The sequence below is a fragment of the Flavobacterium movens genome, from assembly GCF_039581425.1.
In the GTDB taxonomy this organism is placed as follows: Bacteria; Bacteroidota; Bacteroidia; order Flavobacteriales; family Flavobacteriaceae; genus Flavobacterium; species Flavobacterium luteolum.
This window is the reverse complement of sequence record NZ_JBCPXY010000009.1, coordinates 161068-184932: the sequence shown is the minus strand read 5'-3', so window position 1 is coordinate 184932 and position 23865 is coordinate 161068. Positions and strand designations below refer to the sequence as shown.

At 36.0% G+C, this 23865-nt stretch carries 18 protein-coding genes; 16 read left to right on the top strand and 2 right to left on the bottom strand.

Annotated features, from left to right (window positions below; translation table 11 throughout):
• Positions 1 to 266: 266 nt before the first annotated feature.
• Positions 267 to 500 carry a hypothetical protein gene (locus AAYQ05_RS16760; protein WP_095931884.1) on the bottom strand — a complete coding sequence of 78 codons (234 nt, stop codon included), beginning with the start codon at positions 498 to 500 and terminating at the stop codon, positions 267 to 269.
• A gap of 547 nt (positions 501 to 1047) precedes the next feature.
• On the opposite strand from AAYQ05_RS16760, the gene AAYQ05_RS16755 reads away from it, so the two are divergent.
• The 8 genes from AAYQ05_RS16755 to AAYQ05_RS16720 all read left to right on the top strand — a co-directional run bounded on the left by AAYQ05_RS16755 (position 1048) and on the right by AAYQ05_RS16720 (position 10755).
• Complete coding sequence (locus AAYQ05_RS16755) at positions 1048 to 3636, top strand: dermokine domain-containing protein (RefSeq protein WP_343544540.1); 2589 nt, start codon at positions 1048 to 1050, stop codon at positions 3634 to 3636.
• Positions 3637 to 3808: 172 nt separating this feature from the next.
• Complete coding sequence (locus tag AAYQ05_RS16750; RefSeq protein WP_343544539.1) at positions 3809 to 5065, top strand: aspartyl protease family protein; 1257 nt, start codon at positions 3809 to 3811, stop codon at positions 5063 to 5065.
• Between the two features lie 567 nt (positions 5066 to 5632).
• Positions 5633 to 6043, top strand: coding sequence for a cupin domain-containing protein (locus AAYQ05_RS16745; RefSeq protein ID WP_343544538.1), 411 nt, complete (start codon positions 5633 to 5635; stop codon positions 6041 to 6043).
• Between the two features lie 353 nt (positions 6044 to 6396).
• On the top strand, positions 6397 to 7389 hold the full coding sequence (locus tag AAYQ05_RS16740) for an alpha/beta fold hydrolase (protein ID WP_343544537.1): 993 nt from the start codon (positions 6397 to 6399) through the stop codon (positions 7387 to 7389).
• Positions 7390 to 7485: 96 nt separating this feature from the next.
• Complete coding sequence (locus AAYQ05_RS16735; protein WP_343544536.1) at positions 7486 to 7896, top strand: organic hydroperoxide resistance protein; 411 nt, start codon at positions 7486 to 7488, stop codon at positions 7894 to 7896.
• 89 nt (positions 7897 to 7985) lie between these two features.
• Positions 7986 to 8714 (top strand): DUF1223 domain-containing protein, encoded by a 729-nt coding sequence (locus AAYQ05_RS16730; RefSeq protein WP_343544535.1) that lies wholly within the window; start codon positions 7986 to 7988, stop codon positions 8712 to 8714.
• 276 nt (positions 8715 to 8990) lie between these two features.
• Positions 8991 to 10007 (top strand): sensor histidine kinase, encoded by a 1017-nt coding sequence (locus AAYQ05_RS16725; protein ID WP_343544534.1) that lies wholly within the window; start codon positions 8991 to 8993, stop codon positions 10005 to 10007.
• The gene (locus tag AAYQ05_RS16720; protein ID WP_343544533.1) at positions 9988 to 10755 is read left to right on the top strand and encodes a LytR/AlgR family response regulator transcription factor; all 768 of its coding nucleotides are present in this window, start codon (positions 9988 to 9990) and stop codon (positions 10753 to 10755) included. The genes AAYQ05_RS16725 and AAYQ05_RS16720 overlap by 20 nt, the downstream gene beginning before the upstream one ends.
• A gap of 431 nt (positions 10756 to 11186) precedes the next feature.
• On the opposite strand, the gene AAYQ05_RS16715 is transcribed toward AAYQ05_RS16720, so the two are convergent.
• Positions 11187 to 11585: a DoxX family protein gene (locus AAYQ05_RS16715; protein ID WP_343544532.1), complete on the bottom strand. Its 399-nt coding sequence runs from the start codon at positions 11583 to 11585 to the stop codon at positions 11187 to 11189.
• Between the two features lie 630 nt (positions 11586 to 12215).
• Here AAYQ05_RS16715 and AAYQ05_RS16710 point away from each other — a divergent pair.
• The 8 genes from AAYQ05_RS16710 (at position 12216) to AAYQ05_RS16675 (ending at position 23699) form a co-directional block, all read left to right on the top strand.
• Entirely contained in the window at positions 12216 to 13049 is an 834-nt protein-coding gene (locus AAYQ05_RS16710; RefSeq protein ID WP_343544531.1) for a universal stress protein, read from the top strand.
• Positions 13050 to 13663: 614 nt separating this feature from the next.
• Positions 13664 to 14710 carry a beta-ketoacyl-ACP synthase III gene (locus AAYQ05_RS16705; RefSeq protein ID WP_177209785.1) on the top strand — a complete coding sequence of 349 codons (1047 nt, stop codon included), beginning with the start codon at positions 13664 to 13666 and terminating at the stop codon, positions 14708 to 14710.
• Between the two features lie 39 nt (positions 14711 to 14749).
• Complete coding sequence (locus AAYQ05_RS16700) at positions 14750 to 15844, top strand: sensor histidine kinase (protein ID WP_343544530.1); 1095 nt, start codon at positions 14750 to 14752, stop codon at positions 15842 to 15844.
• A 5-nt stretch (positions 15845 to 15849) separates the two neighbouring features.
• Positions 15850 to 16605 carry a LytR/AlgR family response regulator transcription factor gene (locus tag AAYQ05_RS16695; protein ID WP_343544529.1) on the top strand — a complete coding sequence of 252 codons (756 nt, stop codon included), beginning with the start codon at positions 15850 to 15852 and terminating at the stop codon, positions 16603 to 16605.
• Between the two features lie 498 nt (positions 16606 to 17103).
• Positions 17104 to 18237 carry an efflux RND transporter periplasmic adaptor subunit gene (locus tag AAYQ05_RS16690; protein ID WP_343544528.1) on the top strand — a complete coding sequence of 378 codons (1134 nt, stop codon included), beginning with the start codon at positions 17104 to 17106 and terminating at the stop codon, positions 18235 to 18237.
• Positions 18238 to 18264: 27 nt separating this feature from the next.
• A complete protein-coding gene (locus AAYQ05_RS16685; RefSeq protein ID WP_343544527.1) occupies positions 18265 to 21423 on the top strand; it encodes an efflux RND transporter permease subunit in 3159 nt (1052 codons plus the stop codon).
• Positions 21424 to 21425: 2 nt separating this feature from the next.
• Complete coding sequence (locus AAYQ05_RS16680; protein ID WP_343544526.1) at positions 21426 to 22835, top strand: efflux transporter outer membrane subunit; 1410 nt, start codon at positions 21426 to 21428, stop codon at positions 22833 to 22835.
• Between the two features lie 81 nt (positions 22836 to 22916).
• On the top strand, positions 22917 to 23699 hold the full coding sequence (locus AAYQ05_RS16675) for a hypothetical protein (RefSeq protein WP_343544525.1): 783 nt from the start codon (positions 22917 to 22919) through the stop codon (positions 23697 to 23699).
• The last annotated feature ends 166 nt before the right edge of the window (positions 23700 to 23865 follow it).

Below are 23865 nucleotides of genomic sequence, written 5' to 3'. Positions count from 1 at the left end.
TATGTTTGTTATTTTTGAAAATGAAGAATATTTTAAAGCAATAATCTTGATTATAAAGTTCCAAGTAATTTTGAAAAGTTATTCAATTGCTAAAGTATCATTTTTTCAATAAAGATCTCTAATAATTCTTGAATGTACATTGATAAACATTAAAATAATAAAAACGAACAATAAGTATTTCTGCGCTTTTTTTCCTAAAACATATCAAAAAACAAAACCCTCAATCTCCTAAAAGACCAAGGGTTTTAATTTTCAAAAAAAACTAATTACTCCAAATCCAGATAAGGATCTAAAATTTCGGCTAGTTCATTGAGCCAATAGAAGCTGTCTCCAAGTTTGGCAGCGTTTAACTGAATGTTTTCTTGATCGTTTAGAACGCCCAATGCGAGGGTTAGATTTACCTGTCTTATGGCTCTCGCCATATCGAGTGGGTCAATTCTGTCGTTGAAGAAATTCATTAGACCGATTTCGGCTTCTTTTGAAAGGGTTTTGGTACTCATAATCTTAACTTTTAGGGAAATATAAAACCCGCGTAGGTTAGGTGTCCTACGCAGTTAAGAACGCGTTGCAGTTGTTTCCAATACCGCCACCATACCACACGGGCAAACTTTTTTTCTGTAATCATGTCTTAACTTTTAGGACTGCAAATATATTAAAAAAGAAGTTGGTTTAATACTGTAAAAAGTAATACAATTCTTAAATAATAATTTCCCAAAAACTTCCTTTTGAAAATGAGTGCCCTAGCCCCGATAGTAGCGGCATCCTTTTGTGGCGGGGTTCGCCACAAAAGATATAGCGGATAGCAGGAAATAGCTCCTAATCAATATCAATGCTTCATTTTGGCTCAATTTATGGGTTCAGATTAAAATTTTGGTTCTAGAAAAGAAAGGTCATTTTGGCACTTATTTGGTTTCAAATTATAATGTGAAACAAAGTAAGTGGCTGATTTTTAGTTTTATTTATACAGTGAATTTAATTTTATAGGAAAGAATTTTATACGAAGATCGAGAAAATAAATTTTCAATGAATAATCTAACTTTTAAATTTATGAGAAATGCTTTTCTAATATTTGGAGTTTGTTTGAGTGCAATTTTGTTCTCCTGCAAAAAAGATAAAAATACGGAGCAGTCAAGTTCTGAAACTGGAAAGTCTGAAACTGCCGACTCTACATTAATTGCAGATCGAGGTTGGCCTCGCGAAGCTGAAAATAACGGTACAAAACTGGTTTATTATCAGCCTCAGGTAGACGACTGGAAAGATTTTAAAGAAATTACTGCTCGAGTGGCTTTTTCGCTGACTCCAAAAGATGGAAAACAGGTTTTGGGCGTGGCTTCTTTGAAAGCGGAAACTTTGGTAGACAAAGATAACCGAAGCGCTTTTATAAAAAATCTTCAGGTAACCGATATCCGGTTTCCAGCTCTTGACAAAAAGAAAGTTCCTGAAATGGAAAAGCTGTTTAAAGAAACGCTGCCTCAGAGTGGAGATCCTATTTCGGTAGATCGTATATTGGCAGATTTGAGTCATACCAAAAGTCCGCCAAAGGGAATTGCGGCTAAAAACGATCCTCCTGCGATTTTTTACAGCACAAATCCGTCAATTTTGCTTATCGTGCAAGGCGAACCGGTTTTGGTGCCTGTAGAAAAAACGGATATTCAATATGTGGTAAATACCAATTGGGATTTGTTTTTTGATAAAACGACAAAGGATTATTATTTATTGGTAGAGAATATCTGGCTGACTTCGAAAAATGTCGCGGGCAAATGGACCAAAACAACCAAATTGCCTTCGGGTTTAAACAATCTGCCTTCGGGTCAGAATTTTGATGATGTTAAGAAAATGATTCCGCCTCCGTCTTCTGGTGGAGCTCCTGAAGTTTTCTACAGCAATAAACCTGCTGAGTTGATTGCCATAAACGGAAGTCCGAAATTCGTTAAAATTCCAGGAACTAAATTGTTATATATTGACAATACCGAGAATGATGTTTTTGCTGATGAAAACAAAGGTCAGTATTATGTATTATTGTCTGGAAGATGGTTTAAATCTAAAGATCTAACTGGACCGTGGAGTTATGCTAGTAATAGTCTTCCTGCTGATTTTGCTAAAATTCCGAAAGATTCTCCGCGTGCCAATGTATTGTCGTCTGTGCCTGGAACTCAGGAAGCCAATGATGCTGTAATGTTATCGCAGGTTCCAACAACGGCTATTTTAAAGAAATCGGATGCTGAAGCGAAAGTAAAAGTATCGTATGATGGCGGAACACCTCAGTTTAAACCTATCGATGGAACGAAAATGCAATATGCAAGCAACACGCAGGAGAAGATTATAAAAGTAGGCGATTTGTATTATTTGTGCTTTCAGGCGGTTTGGTTTATGTCGACCAGTCCAAACGGACCTTGGAAAACCTGCGATTCTGTTCCGCAAGAAATTTATACGATTCCGCCAAGTTCGCCAGTTTATAATGTTACGTATGTGACGCAAACTACAACCGACACAACGGTTGAAAGTAGTGCAACAGCAGGTTATTTAGGTGCTTTTATTATTGGTGCAACATTTGGCGCTATATTAACTTATGGCACAGGATGGTATTATCCGCCTTATATGTATTACGGCGGACTGTATCCAATCTATCGTCCGTGGCCTTATGCGTACGGAGGAGGAGCGGTTTACAATCCGTGGACGGGAGGTTATGCCGCAGGAAGACGTGTTTACGGGCCTTATGGAGCTGCGGGAACTTCGGCTTGGTATAATCCTGCAACGGGAAGATACGGTCGTTCTGCAAGTGTGCAAGGATGGTATGGCGGACGCACGGCTGCAAGTACATACAATCCGTGGACGGGAAATTATGCGAGAACCAATCAAGGGCATAATGCGTATGCGCAATGGGGACATTCGGCTGCGACAAACGGAAATCAGTGGGCGCAGACGGGACATATCACTACACGACGCGGAACAGCGATTGGTTATGAAACTTCTGGTGGAAATAAAGGTGTAATTACACACAGAAGAGGCGGAGGAACTACAATTCATACCAATAATAATCTCTATGCTGGTCACGACGGACATGTTTATAAAAGAGATGCCAACGGAAACTGGAGTCATTATAACAACGGAAACGGTGGCTGGACACAAGCGGGAACTTTGGGATCATCCAAAAAAGCGGGTGAAGGGATTCAGAATAGAGCCAATCAAGGACTTGGCGCAAATGGAGCAGGAGAAAGAATTCAGCGTGACAGACCTAATGAAGGACTTGGAGCAAATGGAGCAGGTGAAAGGATTCAGCGCGACAGACCTAATGAAGGACTTGGGGCAAATGGTGCAGGCGAAAGAATTCAGCGTGATAATTTGCCAAAAGCGGGTCAAAATCTAGGAGGTGAAACTCGGATGGGAGACGGAATGCAACGCGATAATTTCCCTAAAGCAGATCAAACACTCGGACAGCCCAATAAACCGCTTGGAGAACCTGGACGTCCAGATATTACAAACGATCTTGATCGTTCGGCTATGTCAAGAGATCGAGGTGAAATGCAAACCCGAAATTTCCAAAATATCCAAAGAAGTGGAGGCGGATTTAATGGCGGTGGCTTCGGCGGCGGAGGTTTTAGAGGCGGCGGAGGTGGCTTTAGAGGCAGAAGATAAAAGTGAAGGTTAATTTTAATTCAGAAAATCAGGATGGCGGTTAAATGCTAAGCCTGATTTTTTTTTGAAATTTCAATTTTTGAAAACCCAAATTCCAAATCAAATAATCGGAATTTTGAACTTCAATTTTTTTCCGATTTTCCTTATATTTAACATTCAAAAAATCAGATAGATGAATTCTAACAAACTTTTATTGGGTCTTTTATTTGCGGTACAAATAGTATTAGGGCAGACGAAATCAGATTCTATTTTAAAACAGCTGAGTAAACAGCATCAGTTTGCTAAAATGGACAGTCTTAACAGCAAGGAAAAGGGTAAAGATTATTATTTCTATAAAGGATTATATGCCAATGTGTGTAATAAACCAAAGCTGTCAAATCAGTATTTGGACAGTCTGAAAAATAACGAACTTATAAATAGTTATGAATTTACAAAGCTGAAAGATGATAATTATATCAAACTCTTTAGTTATAATTCTGCTTATATGGCTTCTAAAGTTTTGACGATGAAATTTCAGCAGCGTTTTACCAAAGAAGAACTTCAGGATGAAATAAATACACAGCAAATTTGGAAGACGCTTAGAGGTACTAGGCCACAATCTATAGATAAGTTTACTAAAATTACTGTTGCCGCTGTAAAAGACAAAGCGGGTTTGATTACAACAGAGGTTAAAGTAAAAGATACGGTGTCTCATTTTGTTTTTGATACTGGAGCAGGAATTAGCTGTATTACAGAAAGCATTGCAAAGAAAATGGGATTTAAAATTCTTCCAGACAATGATATTTCGGTGGAGAGTTTTACAGGACAGAAAAACAAAGTCCGTATTGGTGTCGCGTCGGAGATTAATTTAGGAGAATTAAAAATTTATAACGCAGTGTTTTTAGTATATCCCGATAAGGCTTTTACTTTTGCAGATGGAGCGTATGTGATTAACGGAATTATTGGTTTTCCGATAATAAAAGAGTTAGGAACGATTACAATTGAAAAAGATAAACTTACCTTTTCTAAAGAATTAGAATCTGAAACAAACGAAAAAAACTTGTTTGTAGACGAACTAAGAGCGATTGTAATGCTGAAGTATAAAAGCAAAACCTTGCCATTTAACTTTGACAGTGGTGCAAAAGTAAGTTTGTTTAACAGAGCGTTTTATGAAACTTTCAAAACGGATCTTGATTCTATAGGTGCTTTAGAAACGACAAAATCCGCTAGTGCCGGTGCAGAAGTTGTTTCGACGGAAGTTTTGGTTTTAAAAGATCAGCCAATATCACTTGGAAATAAAATTATTCAGCTTCCAAAAATGGAAATTTCCCCAAAGGATTACGGTGTTTATGGCGAAGTAAACTATGGGAATATTGGTCAGGATGTACTTGGCCAATTTGAAAAGGTCATGATTAGTTTTGATGGTAATTATTTAAAATTAGAGAACTAAAATTAGCCACAGAAGGATTATATAAGTCAGGAATAGTAGTAACATACTAGTCCTGACTTTTTTTTTGATAACTGTTTATTTAACCGCAATGTTCGCAATCCCGATAGCTATCGGGATACGCAAAGCACGCAAAGCTGTGCGAATTTTTATTATAGCCACAGATTTCACAGATTATAAAGATTAGAAATCCTTTTAATCTTTATAATCTGTGGCAAAAGAATAAAGATAAAGCTGTGCGAATTTTTATTATAGCCACAGATTTCACAGATTACCACAGATTAGATAATCCTTATAATCCTAATAATCTGTGGCAAAAAAAATAAAAACAAAGCTTTGCGTTCTTTGCGTTTTTATAAAATTCCTATAAGCAAAAAAACTTTGCTCCCGATAGCTATCGGGATTGCGGTTAAACCTCAAACATTTCACATCTTACAAATCACAACTCACGCGCTGTCCAGTTCACCTTAGAGTTTGTCCGTTTCACCTATTTTCTGATTTCGTAAGAAGGGTTATCGAAATACTTTTGACAAAGAAATTAACGAAAACAAATAATTTAAATCAGAAGTTATGGAAACGAAAAAACAAAAAACATGGGTTATAATCGCAATTATTGTTTTAGGAATCATTGCCTTTTTAGTTCCGAATCAGATTGCAGCTCAAGGAGTAAAACGCGTCGATTTGCAAAAACATGATCTAAGTACTCTAGGAAAAGAAATGGTTCAGGCACGAATAGATTTTGACGGACATTCAGCTTTTGGAAAGCATTCTCACCCAGGCGAAGAAGTCATTTATGTTGTTGAAGGTTCGCTGGAATATCAGATCGAAGGCGAAAAACCTGTAACATTAAAAGCAGGCGAAGTACTTTTTATTCCGGCAGGCGTGGTGCATTCGGCTAAAAATAATACAAATGCTAAAGCATCAGAACTGGCGACTTATATTGTAGAAAAGGGGAAACCGATACTTGTAATGAAAAACTAAAAATTTTAACCGCAAAGTACGCAAGGCTTTTTTACTATTGGTTTCTGCTGAAATGCGTAAAGTTCGCAAAGCTTTGTGTTGAAAGTTTTGCCACAGATTAAAATGATTTCCACAGATTATTAAATTCTTTTAATCTTTATAATCTGTGGCAAAAATAACTAAGCGCAAAGCTTTGTAAAAAACTTAGCGAACATTGCGTAACTCTTAGCGCTCTTTGCGGTTAAAAAACAAAGCCTGTCCATTTCACCCTCAACTTTGTCCACCTCACCTTTTTTACCTTTTAAAACAAGCATTGTCAAAATACCTTTGACAAAGAAATTAACTGATAATCAACTAATCAAATAATAAAAATTATGAAAACACTATCAAATATTCTAATCGCTATTCTTTTTATGAATGCAACTTTCACTCAAGCACAAACTTCAAAACAAAAAACAATTGAAGTAAGCAGTTCACTTGGAACATTAAAACAAATCAACGCTGGATTATTAAATGTTGGTTATACAGAAGCAGGTCCGTCAAACGGAACTCCAGTGATATTACTTCACGGTTGGCCTTACGATATTCACAGTTATAACGAAGTCGTTCCGATTTTGGTTTCAAAAGGTTATCACGTTTTTGCACCTTATTTACGCGGATTCGGAACAACGACTTTTCTATCAAAAGAAACTTTCAGAAACGGTCAGCAAGCAGCTTTAGCAAGTGATATTATCGCTTTTATGGATGCACTAAAAATTGACAAAGCCGTAATTGGCGGTTTCGATTGGGGCGCGAGAACAGCGGTTGTCGTATCATCACTTTGGCCAGAACGTGTGAAAGGTTTGGTTTCTGTAAGTGGTTATTTGGTGGTGAATTTAGAAGCAAACTTAAAACCGATTCCTCCAACAGCCGAATTAGGATGGTGGTACCAATATTATTTCGCAACCGAGAGAGGAAAACAAGGTTACACTCAAAACACGTACGATTTTAATAAACTAATTTGGAAAATTGCTTCTCCGTTATGGAATTTTGACAAAGCAACTTATGATCAAACAGCTCAATCTTTTGACAATCCCGATCACGTAGCAATCGTGATTCACAATTACAGATGGAGACAGTCTCTAGAAGCAGGTGAAGCTAAATACGATAATCTAGAAAAACGCCTTGCTGCAAAACCAGAGATTAAAGTTCCAACCATTACAATAGGAAGTGATTTTGATGGCGCTTTCGCGGATGGAAAAGCCTACGCAAACAAATTCACAGGAAAATACGAGCACAGAATTCTAAAAGGAATCGGACACAACGTTCCGCAAGAAGATCCAAAAGCGTTTGCACAAGCGATAATTGACGCAGATAATTTAAAATAAATTCCAATTTTTTAAATCCCAAATTCCAAAATCAATAACAAAAAATAATAACTATAAACATTTCACATTTTACAAATAACATTTTACAAAAAAATCATGGGAACAAAAATTTTATACACAGGAAAAACACACACAACAGGCGGTAGAGAAGGAGCTTCTCAAAGTTTAGACGAACAATTGAATATTAAATTAAGCGCACCGGGATCTTCGCGTCCGGGAACAAATCCAGAGCAGTTGTTTGCTGCAGGATGGTCGGCTTGTTTTATTGGAGCTTTAGGAATTGCAGCTTCTAAACTTGACGTTAGACTTCCAGCCGAAACCGCTGTAGATGCCGAGGTAGATTTATGCGTAATAGAAGGAGAATATTCGCTTCAGGCAAGATTAAATATTAGTCTTCCAGGAATTGATATTTCAACAGCAGAAGCTTTGGCGGCGCAAGCGCATCAGACTTGCCCATATTCTAAAGCAACGAGAGGAAATATAAACGTTGAGATTAATATTCTTTAAATTTAGTTGATGGTTATTGGTTGATAGTTGTTGGCTTTTTAAAATAATGCAATCTATCAACCGGCAACTATCAACCAAAAACAAAAAACATGAAACTACTAATCACTTTTATAATGCTATTTTTCTCAATAGGGAATAGCATTTTCAGTCAGAACACAGATAAAAAAGGTTTTGCACTATTAGAATTATATACTTCGGAAGGCTGTTCGAGTTGTCCGCCAGCAGATGAATTGTTGGGAAAAATTCAGAATGAATACCGAGATAAAAATGTTTTTGTATTGGCGTATCATGTAGATTATTGGGACAAGCAAGGTTGGAAAGATATTTTTAGTAGTGCCGATTTCACCAAAAGACAATATGATTACGCTCAATTTCTAGGAAAAGAACCAATCTACACGCCTCAAGTAATCATTAACGGAAAAACAGATTATATAGGTTCTCAAGAAACGAGTTTGCGAAACGGAATTAAATCGGCACTTTCTAAACAAGCTCTAGCAAGTTTAAATTTAGAAGCAAATCAAAATGAAAATTCAATTTCTGTAAATTATAGTGTTGAAGGCACTTCAAAAAATAGTCGTCTATTGCTTGCAGTTGTTCAGAAAGAAGCCAAAAGTAATGTAAAAAGAGGCGAGAATGCACATCGTATTTTATCGCATTATCAAATTGTTCGGAATCTGCAATCTGTAGATTTAAATAAAAATAAAAAAGGAACGGCATCTGTTCATCTTCCTAAAAATTACAATGCACAGGATTTTGAAATTATTGGCTTTGTTCAAGATATGAATTCAGGTGCTATTTTGGGAGTTAAACGGGTTTGATTTTTTTGTGTCACGGGGATTTCTTTGCTTTCAGTTTGCCACACAGTTTGTCATCCCGAGGAACGAGGGATCTCCACGAGTAGCTCTACAAAGATTGTCGATTTTGTTTGCGGAGTTTCTTACGGAGATCCCTCGTTCCTCGGGATGACAAAAAATGAGAATAGAAAGCTTTGCGAGATTAAAATTTATCTGCTTACATCTCCTAAAATCATTAAAAATCTGCGTCAAATCTTTTTCAAATAAACTTATCTTTGATCATAACAAACCAATTACAATATGGAAAAAACAAAACGTTTTCAGGTTTCGCTCAAAGTCATTTGGGGAAGTTCGATTGCATTGGCAGTTATGGCTTCGATACCTAAATTATTTGATGCCGATTCTACACTTGGAGACCTTATTATAAATTCTTCGATTACGCTGTTGTTTTCCCTTTTTATATGGTATTACAACATTTACAGTTTGCCAAAGTTTTCTGCTAATCATGCCAATAAAAGTCTCTTTAATTGGAAACTTTTACTGAGTGTTATTTTGGGGATTGTTTTAATGGTGATTTTAGTAATTGCGCATCAGGAACTGTTTCAGGTTTCAAAAATGGATGCGCCAATCATGTTTGAACTTCGTGGAGTTTTAATCAACTTGATTGTGTATATGTTTCTGCATTTGCTTTTTCAAAATTATCAGACACAGCAAATGGGAGTTGAGCTAGAACGTACAAAAGCCGTAAATCTTGGTGCTCAATACGAATTATTGAAACAGCAGGTAAATCCGCATTTTTTGTTTAATAGTTTGAATACGCTAAAATCGATGGTGGATATCCAAGATCCGCAGAGTTCAGATTTTATCTTAAAATTATCCGATTTTTATCGTTTTACGTTAGAAAGTAGAAAAATGGATTTGATTCCGCTTCGCGAAGAACTTCAGATTTTAGATTCTTATGTATATCTGTTAAAAGCGCGTTTTGAAGACGGATTTGTCTTAGAAAACGTAATTGATTCGAAACAATACGATTCGGCAATTCCGCCTTTTACGCTGCAGTTATTAATTGAAAACTGTATCAAACACAATGTCGTTTCTTTAGACAAACCTTTAAAAATAAGACTTTATACAGAAAACGAGTTTCTGGTAGTTGAAAATAAAATTCAGCTCAAAAGAGGCGCCGTGTCTACAGGTGTTGGTTTAGATAATATCAACCAGCGTTTTATGCACCTGATTCATAAAGAAATCGAAATTGACAAAGACGAAACTACCTTTAAAGTAAAAATACCCCTAAATTATGACTATCATAATAATTGAAGATGAAGTAAAAACAGCCAAAGCACTTGGCCAATTAATTCTGAGCATCAGACCCGATGTTCAGATTTTGTCTTATATACAAAGCATTGACGGCGCAGTAGATTATCTTTTAGAAAAAGATCAGCCCGATCTTATTTTTATGGATATTCAGCTGGCAGACGGTCAGTGTTTTGAGATTTTTAAGAATGTTGAGGTTTTGTCGCCTGTAATTTTCTGTACTGCTTTTGATGATTATGCGATTGAAGCATTCAAATCAAACGGAATTGATTATGTTTTGAAGCCTTTTTCGAGAGATAGCATTTCGCAGGCTTTAAAGAAAGCGGGAGAACTAAAAAACTTCTTTCAGAGAAACAAAAAGGCCATTCCCGATTTTGATTATTTATTGACTAGAACTGGTGAAAATAAAGGTAAAAGCAGCTTTTTAGTTTTCAAAAACAACAAATATCAAACCGTTTTAACGGAGAATATTGCGTTTTTCTTTATCAAAAATGAAACGCCAACGATTATGACTTTAGATAAAAACGAATATCCATTAACACAGTCGTTAGATGAAATTTATAAGCTTTTATCTCCAATTCAGTTCTTTAGAATCAACCGACAATATTTGGTTAATTTTTCAGCAATTCGCGAAGCAGAACATTATTTTTCGCGTAAAATAATCGTGAAATTAAGTGTTCCGACAGAAGAAAAAATATTGGTTGGAAAAGAAAAAGCAACCGCATTTTTAAGCTGGTTAGAAAACCGATAAAACCAATTAATTCATCATTTTCTGAGATAAACTAATTGGCTTGATTTTATAATCCTGGAAACATAAAACAGCTTATGAAAAACAAAGCTGAAAGTATAAAACAGAGAATTAGAATGATTTTTTTCATTGCAAAAAATTAAATTTAAAGTTCGTAGAGACCATATCAAAAGCTTAGTTTCTCTTTTTTAAGCTTCAGAGAAGCGAAATATTTATAGAAAAAAGTATGCGGTTACAATATAAAGCTCCGGAGGAGTGACATATTTCATGATCTTTAATATATGTCGCTCCGCTGGAGCTTGTTTTATATGTCTATTTGAAATTCTATAAATATTTTACCCCGCTGAGGCTCTTCTTTATAAATTGGTTTTTAATATTCAGTTAAATACAAAAGAACTTTCCTTTGAGAAAGCTTCTTGTTTTTTCTATCTCTATTAAAAGTTTTCGGTAGACGGAGTATAAGTTGCTGTATAAAATTTTCTATACATTGCATACGTTACGCTTACCATAATAAAGGCAATAATCGCATCTGTCGCAGCACCAAAACCTAAAACGGCAATTTTTGAAAAGAAAGCAAAGATGATATCGAAAAATACACCTGCGAAAACCCATTCTTTCAATCGTAATAATTTGTTCGGAATTAAAAGTGTAATAACACCAGCTACTTTAAAAACGCCAAGGATATAAATAAAATGTGCTGGATAACCCAATTGTTGTGTAATTCCCCAAACCAATGGATTGTTTGTTAATTCGAAGAAACCACTTGCGCCAAACCATAAAGAAGTTAATACTGCGCCTGTCCAATAGATAATTTTTGTTGTTTTTGAGTTCATGATTTTGATATTTAAAGTTATTTAACGGTACAAATGTGCGTTGAAAGCCTTAAAAACGAAATCGGAAACTTGTTGAAACGGACAAACTTTAGGGTGAACTGGACAGGGAGAGAGGTGGTGTTTTTTTATCGCAAAGTGCGCTAAGGTTTTTTTATATAAATTCTGGAGATTTTAAGTTCACAAAGGTTTATTTCACGCAGATTTTAAATGATTTAAGCAGATAAGCGCAGATTTTTTTAAGATTTAAAAATTAAAATCTGCTAAAACCTGCAGGATCTGCGTGAAACAAAATCATTTTAATCTTATTAATCTGTGGCTTTAAAAATATAATCCTTCGTGACTTAGCTTTCGATAGCTATCACGATTACGAGTAATTTTCATCAGCTTTATCTATACAGCTTTGCGATCTTTGCGTTTTTACAAATTCCAACGGGTAAAAAACCTTGCGTGCTTCGCGGTTAAATCACACCTGCATTTTATCTTTTTTAAAGTAAGAAACAAAAAAGGAAAGGCTATTTTTTCAGGAATGATATTTTACGGTTGGGTCGTGAAAATTGATTATTCAGTTATATAAAAAAGGTTTAAAGCATATAATTGAGCAATTTTGCAGAAAGCTTAATTCTATTTTTTATGATTTCACCTCTTACTATAATCGCCGCGACAAATTTTTCTGATATTGCAAATAACGCCGTTGCCTACGCAGCTGGACTAGCAAAAGCTACTGGCGCAAAATTGGTTTTATTTAATTCGTTTTCTTTAAGTGTACACAGTGCCAACTCACATATCACTGCAGATGCAATGCAAAAGCAGATTGACAGAGCTATTTCTAAGCTTGAGAATGCAGCCAAAGAAATAGCTGATTCGCATCAAATTGAAACCGCTTCAATTTGTACTTATTCTTTTCTTGAAGATGAACTTCCTATAATTATCAAAGAAACAAATGCAGATGTTGTGGTAATGGGAATGGCAGAACGTTCTTTTGAACAGGAATTATTAGGGAATTCAACTACAACAGCGATTAAAAGTTTGCTTATTCCGGTTTTAGCTGTTCCAGAAAATGCACGTTTCTTAGATATCAAAAAGGTATTGTATGCTTGTGATAGCTTAAGTTTTTCGGCTATTAAAAAGTTTAGCTGGATCAAAAATGCTCTTGGAGATTTTGGCGCGGAAATTGAGTTCTTTAGCGTAGACGATAAATTAGATGATTTGAAAGAAGAACAGCACAGAATTTTAATGAATTCGAATATCGAAAAAGAATTTGAAGACGTAAAATACATGTATAAAACGGTAAGATCGAATGCCGTTATTAACGAAATTAGAAAAGAAATTAAAAATTATGAGGCCGATTTGCTGATTATGGTGCCTCAAAAGTATGGTTTCTGGGATTCTTTAGTCCACAGAAGCAAAACTAGGATTCTGGCAGCGGGTCTTGATATCCCATTATTGTCGTTTCCGAATTATTAAAGATTGATTTGATTTAAAAATAATGATATAAAAATTACAAGGTTTTTTTGAGGAAATTTTATCAAAATAAATTTTAACAGATTTTTTTTGATTTTAGGGATTCTATAATTTTGAGGGTTGATTGCCGAATTTCAAAAGTATATTTTAACATTTAAGGCAGTTTTGTTAATTATTCTTAATTGTCTGCTTGTTTCAGATATTTTTAAATTAATTTTGTGGCACTCTAAAAACTTAATGCAGATAGGTTTTTTTATCAGTATGGCAACAGCTAAAAATTGGGAATTATCTGCAAACTGAAACCGCATTGTATGATTTTAAAAATAAAATAAATTAAAGGTTCTGTACCGAGTACTACCGAGAGAAGGCTTTGTGTAGGTTTTTAATTTATTTTAATTGGATTTTGTATAATGTTTTTAGTTTGTTAAGATTTTTTTAAACATCATTTCTCAGAAAAAGTTATTGCCATCAGATTTAATTAGCTTTTAAGGAATACTGGTGCAGTTTCCTGCGATGGCTCTAAAAGATTTTATTCCTTGATATGAGCTGTTAAAAAGAAGAAAAAGGTAAAAGCATTGGGTTCTAAGAGTACAAAGCTTAAAAAAAAACAAAAAACAATGAGCGCAGTAATTACAGCTATAGGTGGTTACGTACCATCATCAATTCTGACCAACAAGAAAATTTCAGAAACAGTCGATACATCGGAGGAATGGATCATCAAAAGAACTGGAATTAGAGAACGTAGAATCGCAGACGACGATACAGCAACATCTGATCTTGCCGCAGCGGCGATTGAAAATCTTATCGAAAATTATAATGTAGATCGCGAAGAAATAGAAGCGTTGCTTGTAGCTACAGCAACTCCTGATCACATTTTGGCGCCAACAGCAAGTATTGTTTGCGATAAAAGCGGACTTACAAATGCTTTTGGAATTGACATGAATGCAGCTTGCAGCGGATTTTTGTATGCACTAGAAATGGGAGCAAACATGATCGAAAGCGGTCGCTACAAAAAGTTAATCATCGTTGGAGCAGATAAAATGAGCTCTATCGTAGATTATGAAGATCGTAATACTTGTATTCTTTTCGGAGATGGAGCAGGAGCTGTTTTATTAGAAAAAACAGAATCTGATGCAGGTTTAATGAAAACGATTCTTAAAACAGACGGAAGCGGTGTTTCTTCTTTGGCTGTACCAGCTGGAGGTTCTAGAAATCCAACTTCTATGCAGAGTCTTTTGCACAGAACACACTATTTAAAACAAGACGGAGCTTTTGTATTTAAAAGAGCGGTGGCTGCAATGAGCCAGGTTTCGCAAGATGCTTTGGCAAAAAATGAGCTAGAAGCAGACCAAATTGACTGGGTAGTTCCACACCAAGCTAATTTGAGAATTATTACGGCTGTAGGCGAAAGCTTAGGAATTGATTTTGAAAAAGTAAAAGTAAACATTGATCGTTACGGAAATACAACATCTGCAACAGTTCCCTTGTGTTTGTGGGATTTCAAAGACGATTTTAAAGAAGGACAGAATGTATTGATAACTACTTTTGGAGCAGGATTTTCATGGGGAGCAACTTGCTTGAAATGGGGTGTTATGCGTGAGAGAAAATCAGTTGAAACTATTACAGCCATCAATAAGGCAGAAGGTGTTTTAGTAGAACACTAATAAATAGGATTTTTCAATTTTTACAAGTTGGGTGAATTAATGGGGAGAAAGAACCAAAATAAAAAATCGAGCAAGAATTTTTTCTATAAGTACTACAGGGTTATAGTAATTCCAGCCGTTTTTTTGGTCTATCTTTCGTCTTATTATTTCTTGAATCCGTATAGAAATTTTGAAGAGGAAGGTTTGCTCGACTTAGATCAGACCTTCGATATCTTCATTATTTTATTGTATTGCGCCATACTTACAGAACTCACTTTGTTTGTTGGCCGAAAATTAAACTATTATATAAGCTGGGAACAAAATCCGGCTTTTAGGGCCATTGCCCAATTCATCTGCTTAATTGCAGGAAATATACTTTTAAATTACTTTTTTTCATGGCTTTGGGATTATTTATATCCATGTACAGCTTTAGAAGTAAATGATTTGGTTACCATTTGGCAGTCTAAAATTATGGCAGCCATAATTTCGCTTTTCATAAGTGCTATTCATACCGGAATATTTCTGCTGAACAGATGGCGTTTAAATGCTATAGAAACCGCTGAATTAAAAGTTAAAGCATCAGAATTGCAAGAAGCAGTAACGCGCTCGAAATTAGAATCTTTAAAAATGCAGTTAGATCCGCATTTTGTTTTCAATAATTTCAGCACATTAACCGAATTGATTTATAAAGATCAGAAAGAAGCGGCTTCGTTTTTAGAAAATATAACGAGAGTATATCGTTATATGATTTCGAACTCTAATAAAGATACTATTACCGTAAAAGAAGAAATAGAATTTCTTAATGCTTATTTTTATTTATTAAAGAAAAGACTCGGGGATAAAATCGATTTAATAATTGAGGTTGATTCTCTTTCTTTAGCACTTCATTTACCGCCTTTGACCTTGCAGTTGTTGGTAGAAAATGCAGTAAAACACAATATGGCAACATTGGCCAATCCGCTTACAATTACTGTTTTTTCTGATTCTGGAGATATTATTGTTCGTAATAACTTGCAGCGAACTGCTGGAAAAAGTCTGGTTTCAACAGGAATTGGAAATAAAAACATCGAATTTCGTTATAAAATTTTATCCGAAAGAATGCCGATTTTTAATGAATCAAGCAGCTATTATGAGGTACGTCTGCCATTAATTTAAAAGTTATGAAAATTTTAATTGTAGAAGATGAAAGTATTAACGCCAGCCGTTTAAAAAGACTGCTCGAAGAACTAGAACCTAATTGTGAAATTTTAGGAATCATTGATACTGTTGTGGATACAGTAGAATGGTTAAAATCGAACCCTTGTCCAGATTTGATCACAATGGATATTCGTCTAGCCGACGGATTAAGTTTTGCAATTTTTGATGAAATCAATATCACTTGTCCAGTCATTTTTACGACAGCGTATGACGAATATGCGATTCGCGCTTTTAAGGTTAACAGCATCGATTATTTGATGAAACCTATCGAAAAGAACGAATTGGAATTTGCCTTATCTAAATTTAAATCTTTAAATAAAAACGAATCCAACGTAACCAATATCGCTGGAATTTTAAAAGAACTGATTGAAAAGCCAGTTTTCAGAATGCGCTTTTTAGTAACCTATCGAGATGGCTACAAAAGCGTAGACGTTTCAGATATCGACTTTATATATTCTGAATTCAAAACCAGTAATTTATTCCTTAAATCTGGTGTCATTATTTCTATTCCGCAAACTATGGAAGAACTGGAGCAGGAATTGGATCCGAATATCTTTTTCCGTGCCAACCGTCAGTTTTTCATTCGTGCCGAAAGCATCAAATCTATTGCGAACTACTTCAACGCAAAACTTAAAATTCAACTAAAACTAGATCCCGAACGAGAGGTAATCATTAGTCGTGAAAAAACTCCTTTCTTTAAACAGTGGATGGATAGGTAAGAAAGGTGCTAAGGTTCTGAGATGCTGAGATTCTAAGGTTTTTTGTTTTCTACGAAAAGTTTGTTGCGTACTATTTGTCATCCTGACGGAGGAAGGATCACACTAGAAACTCGACAGAGATTGTCCCGTCATACGTTGCGGAATTCCGTGTGTGATCCTTCCTCCGTCAGGATGACAAAGAATGCATCAAAATCTTTTCAATCAGCGAGAAATAATCCTTTTTAATCCTTTAATCTGTGGCATAACAAAACTTCGCGACTCTGCGACTTTGCGAGATTCCTTTTCATTATTCTAAAAAAAACTTAGCGTCTTAGCGTCTTTGAGGCAAAACAAAAAGCTGAGAACCTTAGCATCTTAGCCACTTAGCACCTTAAAAAAAAATCCTCCGTTTCAGTATCAAAATATGTCGTTTGGGTAAATTTCTTCCTTAAAAAAACGGTTTTACGCTGTTATTTTGCTGCCAAATTTGAGGTAATTCATTTAAAAATGAAAAGTAAAATGACAAAACAGTTTTTTAAAAATAATAAAGCAATTGGCAGGATTGCAATTTTATTGATAATGATCTCCCTTTCTTCATGCGGAAAAAGCGGAGATGCACAAATGGCCCCTCCAAAGCCAGAAGTAGACTTTCTTCAGACCAATTCGGTTACAGGAGAAATAGAAAAGAAATATCCAGGAACAGTCGAAGGTACTGTAAACGTTGATATAAAAGCTCAGGTTTCAGGATATCTTGAAGCTATTTATGTAAAAGAGGGAGACTATGTAACCAAGGGACAATCTCTTTTTAAAATTAAAGGCGATGTTTATGCTGAACAAGTAAATAATAGCCGTGCAGCTTACAAAAGCGCTTTAGCTAATCAGGCCAATGCGAAATTGGAAGTAGAGAAAATCAAACCTCTGGTTGAAGGAAAAGTTTTCTCAGACATGCAGTTAAAAACAGCTCAAGCCAATTACGAAGCCGCAACAGCACAAGTAGCACAAGCAAAAGCCGCTTTAGGATCATCTCAGTTAAATGCCGATTTCTCTTTGATTAAAGCTCCTGTGAGCGGCTATATTAGCCGTATTCCAAACCGTATCGGAAACTTGGTTACGCCAAATGATGCCGTTCCATTAACGACACTTTCAGAGATTAATAGCGTATTTGTATATTTTTCTTTGACAGAAGCAGATTATTTGGCTTTTTCAAAAGATCCAAAAAGCAATCAGACTGTAAGTTTAATTATGGCCGATGACAGCGAGTACGATCAAAAAGGAAAATTGGAAGTGGCCAGCGGAAACATTGATCGTGCCACAGGAACAATTGCCTTAAAAGCCATATTTCCAAACCCTAAAAAAGAATTGCGTTCTGGAGGTTCGGCAAGAATTGTCTTGAACAAAAGTTTATCATCTGTAATTACAGTTCCAATGGCGAGCGTAAAAGACATTCAAGATAAATTTTTTGTATTTATTCTGAAAGAAGGAAACAAAATAGCCATGGTTCCAATTGAAATCGCGGGAAGCGCTGGAGCAGATTATTTTGTAAAATCTGGTTTGAAAGCTGGAGATAAAGTGGCACTCAATAATATCGATGTCCTTTATGATGGGATGGAAGTCGTTCCAAAAATCGCTGCTAAAAACACCAGCAGTAAATAATTTTTCATTCAATAAAATAACATTTCCATGTTAAAGAAAATAATAGACAGGCCAGTATTGGCCACAGTTATCTCTATTGTACTGGTTATACTGGGGATTATAGGTCTTACCAGATTATCGGTAACGCGATTTCCAGATATTTCGCCACCAACTGTTATGGTAAGCGGTTCGTATCCGGGAGGAAATAGTGAAACCGTTATTCGTTCGGTAGTAACGCCTTTAGAAGAGCAGATTAACGGAGTTGAGAATATGCAGTACATTAAATCTACTGCGAGTAATGACGGATCTTTTTCGATCAGCGTCATTTTTAAACAAGGCGTAGATCCAGATCAGGCTGCGGTAAACGTACAGAACAGAGTACAGCAAGCAACGCCAAAACTGCCTCAGGAAGTTATCCGTATGGGATTAACGACTTCAAAACAGCAAAATAGTATGATTGTTATTTTCAACTTGTATACAGATGATAATAGCAAATACGACGAGCTGTTCCTGCAGAATTACGCCAATATCAATTTAGTGCCTCAAATGAAACGTGTTCCGGGAGTAGGACAGGTTCAGATTTTCGGGCAGAAAGATTATTCAATGCGAATCTGGCTAGATCCTCGTAAAATGGCCAATGCAGGTTTGGTTCCGTCAGATGTAACTCAGGCTATTGCGGAACAGAGTTTAGAATCGGCTCCTGGTAAATTGGGAGAAGAATCTTCAGCGGCATTAGAATATGTAATTCGTTACAAAGGAAAAAAGAACAAACCAGAGCAATATGAAAATATTGTCGTTAAAAACGTTGGAAGCAATGTTCTAAGACTTAAAGATGTAGCGCGAGTAGAATTTGGTTCTATTTCGTACAGTGGTGATAATAAATCGAATAGTAAAAATGCCGTTACGATGGCGATTTTACAAACTTCGGGTTCTAATGCCAATGACATCGAAATCGGAATTAATAAAGAAGTAGAACGATTGTCTAAATCTTTTCCTCCGGGTATTAAATACGTTAACGTAATGAGTACCAAAGAAAGATTGGATGAAGCAACAGGACAGGTAAAATCGACCTTGTTAGAAGCCTTTATTCTAGTATTTATTGTAGTATTTATTTTCCTTCAGGATTTTCGCTCGACGATTATTCCGGCTATTGCGGTTCCGGTTGCGATTGTGGGAACGTTTTTCTTCCTGTTGGTTTTCGGATTTACGATTAACATTTTAACGCTTTTTGCTTTAGTTCTAGCGATCGGAATTGTGGTCGATGATGCGATTGTAGTTGTTGAAGCGGTGCATAGTAAAATGGAAGAAGACGAAGGAATTTCAGCCAAAGAAGCAACACACAGTGCAATGGCAGAAATTACGGGAGCGGTAATTTCGATTACTCTGGTCATGTCAGCGGTATTTATTCCGATTGGATTTATGACAGGATCTTCAGGGATTTTCTACAAGCAATTTGCTTATACATTGGCGATTGCTATTATCATTTCGGCTGTAAACGCTTTGACGCTAACCCCTGCATTATGTGCGCTTTTGCTAAAAAATCACGGACATAAACATGGAGATAATAATGAACATAAAACAAGTTTCAAAGATCGTTTTTTCGTTGGATTCAATACAAGTTTCAACAATTTAACGGGAAGATATATCAAAGGTGTTCGTTTCTTAATTGGAAGAAAATGGCTTGCTGCAGGAGTAGTTACAGGAATAACTGCCATTGCGGTATATACCATGATGTCTACGCCAAAAAGTTTTGTGCCTCTTGAAGATGATGGTTTCATGGTATACAGTTTATCAATGCCGCCAGGAACGGCGCTTGATCGTACAACTGCTGTAATTCAAAAATTAGAAAAAGAATTGGCTCCAATAGAAGCTATAGATGTTAATACGAGTATTACAGGATTCAATATTTTGAGCAATAGTGCCAGTCCTGCTTATGGATTAGGTTTTATAAAACTGAAGCCAAAAAAAGAGAGGGGAGCAGTTAAGGATATTGAAGAGATCATGAATATCGTAAGCGGAAAACTGGCAAAAATTAAAGAAGGTCAGATTATGGTTTTCAGAATGCCTCCAGTTGAAGGTTTTGGGGTAACGAGTGGTGCTGAGATTGTGTTGCAGGATAGAATGGCGAGAAGTCCAGAAACTTTAAAAGCCATGTCTGATAAAGTGATCGCACAGATTATGAAACAGCCTGGAGTGCAATATGCTTACACGACTTTTAGAGCCGATTATCCACAGTTGGAATTGGAAGTTGACGAAGATAAAGCGCGTCAAATGGGGGTAAATATCAAAGAACTTTTAGGAAATATCCAAACCTATTTTGCAGGAGATCAATCAGCTGACTTTTCGAGATTTGGTAAGTTTTACCGTGTGAATGTAAAGGCCGACGGTATTTTTAGAATGGATGAAGATGCGTTTAATGAAATTTTCGTTAGAAATGGCGATATGCAGATGGTTCCAGTAAAATCAATTGTGAAGTTCCACAAAGTGTACGGACCAGAATCGGTAAACCGTTACAATCTTTATAATTCGGTGAACATTACAGCAATGGCGTTGCCTGGTTATAGTAACGGACAAATTATGGAAAATCTGGAAAAGGTTTTAGACAAATTACCATCTGACTATACTTACGAATGGACTGGTTTAAGTCTTGAGGAAAAAGCAGGAGGAAGCCAGACAGTTGCCATTTTTGGGTTGTGTCTATTGTTTGTATTCTTCCTGCTTGCTGCTCAATACGAAAGTTATTTATTGCCACTTGCGGTATTGCTTTCTATTCCGACAGGAATTTTAGGAGCTTTCGCCGGAATTAAAGCGGTTGGTTTAGATAACAATATTTATGTGCAGGTCGGATTAATCATGCTTGTCGGACTTTTGGCTAAAAACGCGATTTTGATTGTCGAATTTGCTTTGCAGAGACGTTTGGCTGGATTAACGATAGTAGAAGCCGCAATTGAAGGTTCAAGATCTAGGTTAAGACCAATTATCATGACTTCGCTAGCGTTTATTGTAGGTATGATTCCGTTGATGTTTGCTTCTGGAGGAACTGCAGTTGGTAACCGATCTATCAGCGTGAGTGCGGCTGTCGGAATGTTTAGCGGTGTTGTGTTGGGTGTTTTTGTCATTCCGTTGCTTTTCATTGTATTCCAATATTTACAGGAAAAAGTATCAAGAAAAAAGATCGCGACTCAAGTTCAAACGATAAAAGAATAATAATGAAAACACTATATAAAATCGGAATTGTTTTATTTGCCGGAGCGATTATGACGTCGTGTGTGGTAGGAAAAAAATATTCCCGTACAGATTTAAATGCTCCAGACCAATTCCGCGAGGAAATCGCGGTAACTGGAGATACGGTTTTGCTTCCGTGGAAAAACTATTACAAAGATCCTCTTCTGGTTGCTTTGATTGAAAAGGCTTTGGTTAAAAATAATGAAGTCATCATTGCCATGAAAAGCATGGAACAGCTTGACTTGAACTATAAACAAGCCAAATTGTCTCTAATGCCAACGCTTGATTTTGATGCAGGTGCAAGCCGTGCTTATCCATCAAAAAACTCTTTGAATGGATCTTTGAGCCAGCAGTTTATTGGTAAAGATTATATGGACGATTACAGTGCGAATCTTCGTCTTTCTTGGGAAGTAGATATTTGGGGAAAAGCAGCGATGCAGAAAAGAGATGCAAAAGCAGCATATTTTGCTCAGACAGAAAATCTTTCGGCATTGAAAACCCGAATTATTGTTCAGGTAGCGCAATCTTATTATAATTTGTTAGGTTTAGACGAACAATTGAAAATTGCTGAGAAAAACATCGAGTTGAGCACCAATACTTTGAACATGATGCAATTACAGTATAAATCAGGTTCAATTAGTTCTTTGGCTGTTAATCAGACTGAAGCTCAGAAAAAAACAGCTGAATTATTGGTGCCTTTAGCGAAAGCGAATATTGCGGTTCAAGAAAATGCTTTGCAGATTTTATGTGGAGAATATCCAGACAAGATTGAAAGAGCAGGAAACATTGATGCAGCCGAAGTTGCCGTTGTTTTTCCAGCAGGAATTCCTGCTTCGCTTTTAAGTAGAAGACCAGACGTAAAAGCCAGTGAATACGCCGTAATGTCTGCTAACGCTAAAACGGGATTGGCAAAAGCAACTATGTATCCAACTTTGAGTTTGAATCCGTCAATTGGTGTCAATTCGTTTGAATTCGAAAACTGGTTTAATTTTCCAGGTTCTGTTACCAAAACGATTGCAGCCAATTTAGCACAGCCAATTTTTAGAAAAAAGGCATTGCGAACAGCTTACGAAGTTGCTGTTATCGAACAAGAAAAAGCGGTTGTACAATTCAAACAATCTTTTATAACCGCAGTTGGAGAAGTAAGCGATGCTATGTCTAGATTAAAATATGCCGATGAACGTATGATTTTAGCGAAAGATAAAGCAGAGTCGTTAGACAAAGCAACTTCGGATGCTTCTTTGCTTTACAAAAGCGGAATGGCAAATTACCTTGAAGTAATCGCTGCCCAGAACAGTTCGCTTCAAAACGAATTGGATCTGGTAACAATAAAACTCGAAAAGCTGAATGCAGCAATTAACCTGTACCGTGCTTTGGGCGGCGGAGTAGAGTAACACTTAATTTTTGATGATTCACCATTTCTTTAAGCAATTATAGAGGTGGTGAATTTCTTTTTGAATTGAATTTACTGATTTATGGACAAAATTACTTTTACCCGATCAGAACTTTATGGTTTGGTTTGGAAATTTCCGATTCCACAGATTGCAAAACATTATGAAGTTTCCAGTATGGGAATTAAAAATGCGTGCGAAAAAATGAAGATTCCGCTACCAAAAAGCAGACATTGGGTTGGGCCAGAATATAAGAGAAAAATCATTCCACAGTTACCGGTAGATTTTGACGGAAGTAATGAGATTGCTATTTTTAAAAAGACGTACGAAATGCAACTTAGAGTTCCTTCTAAATCTACACCTTTACTTGATTTAACTCAAAGTATAAAAAATGACTCTCAAGCTCCTTTGACTATTGATGTAAAGCTCGATAAGTCAATTGATATTATCACCTCGACTAAAGAGTACTGGGAAAGTAAAATTTTAAATGATAACGTTCTAGCCGATAAATTGGAGATTTTGGATTTGAGCGTTTCTGTCGAAAACCTAAATCGTGCCTTGCTGTTTATGAATGCTTTTATTAAACTGGTTCGATACCGTGGGCATGAATTTAGAAAAGGTCTCGACGGATTGGATACTGTGGCTTTTAAAAACGGAACTGAAATAAAAGTTGATTTAAGAGAAGCACAAAAAAGACTAATCAAAAATGGTCTGAGAGAAACTTGGGGTTATTTTTTTACAGGCGATTTTATTTTTAGAATTTCAAGAGGATCAAATAAAAAAGAATGGCGTGATGGAAAAATTAAGATTGAAAATAATCTTGCATTGATTATGGCTAAACTAGAATTAATGGCTGCAGAAGATTAAATTTCGAAGTGGAGTAAAGTATGTCGCTCCTCTGGAGCTTTATGTTGTAAATGTTCAATCTTTGCTATAAATATTCCGCTTCTCCGAAGCGTGTAAGGAGAAATCTTCTAAAGCTTTATATTGTAAATTGTTAGGTAATGCCCTAGCGGGGCAAAATATTTAGAGA

Excerpts from the sequence above, each read along its gene's own strand:
- AAYQ05_RS16760 (WP_095931884.1), bottom strand. The coding sequence starts at position 500 with ATGAGTACCAAAACCCTTTCAAAAGAAGCCGAAATCGGTCTAATGAAT.
- AAYQ05_RS16755 (WP_343544540.1), top strand. The coding sequence starts at position 1,048 with ATGAGAAATGCTTTTCTAATATTTGGAGTTTGTTTGAGTGCAATTTTG.
- AAYQ05_RS16750 (WP_343544539.1), top strand. The coding sequence starts at position 3,809 with ATGAATTCTAACAAACTTTTATTGGGTCTTTTATTTGCGGTACAAATA.
- AAYQ05_RS16745 (WP_343544538.1), top strand. The coding sequence starts at position 5,633 with ATGGAAACGAAAAAACAAAAAACATGGGTTATAATCGCAATTATTGTT.
- AAYQ05_RS16740 (WP_343544537.1), top strand. The coding sequence starts at position 6,397 with ATGAAAACACTATCAAATATTCTAATCGCTATTCTTTTTATGAATGCA.
- AAYQ05_RS16735 (WP_343544536.1), top strand. The coding sequence starts at position 7,486 with ATGGGAACAAAAATTTTATACACAGGAAAAACACACACAACAGGCGGT.
- AAYQ05_RS16730 (WP_343544535.1), top strand. The coding sequence starts at position 7,986 with ATGAAACTACTAATCACTTTTATAATGCTATTTTTCTCAATAGGGAAT.
- AAYQ05_RS16725 (WP_343544534.1), top strand. The coding sequence starts at position 8,991 with ATGGAAAAAACAAAACGTTTTCAGGTTTCGCTCAAAGTCATTTGGGGA.
- AAYQ05_RS16720 (WP_343544533.1), top strand. The coding sequence starts at position 9,988 with ATGACTATCATAATAATTGAAGATGAAGTAAAAACAGCCAAAGCACTT.
- AAYQ05_RS16715 (WP_343544532.1), bottom strand. The coding sequence starts at position 11,585 with ATGAACTCAAAAACAACAAAAATTATCTATTGGACAGGCGCAGTATTA.
- AAYQ05_RS16710 (WP_343544531.1), top strand. The coding sequence starts at position 12,216 with ATGATTTCACCTCTTACTATAATCGCCGCGACAAATTTTTCTGATATT.
- AAYQ05_RS16705 (WP_177209785.1), top strand. The coding sequence starts at position 13,664 with ATGAGCGCAGTAATTACAGCTATAGGTGGTTACGTACCATCATCAATT.
- AAYQ05_RS16700 (WP_343544530.1), top strand. The coding sequence starts at position 14,750 with ATGGGGAGAAAGAACCAAAATAAAAAATCGAGCAAGAATTTTTTCTAT.
- AAYQ05_RS16695 (WP_343544529.1), top strand. The coding sequence starts at position 15,850 with ATGAAAATTTTAATTGTAGAAGATGAAAGTATTAACGCCAGCCGTTTA.
- AAYQ05_RS16690 (WP_343544528.1), top strand. The coding sequence starts at position 17,104 with ATGACAAAACAGTTTTTTAAAAATAATAAAGCAATTGGCAGGATTGCA.
- AAYQ05_RS16685 (WP_343544527.1), top strand. The coding sequence starts at position 18,265 with ATGTTAAAGAAAATAATAGACAGGCCAGTATTGGCCACAGTTATCTCT.
- AAYQ05_RS16680 (WP_343544526.1), top strand. The coding sequence starts at position 21,426 with ATGAAAACACTATATAAAATCGGAATTGTTTTATTTGCCGGAGCGATT.
- AAYQ05_RS16675 (WP_343544525.1), top strand. The coding sequence starts at position 22,917 with ATGGACAAAATTACTTTTACCCGATCAGAACTTTATGGTTTGGTTTGG.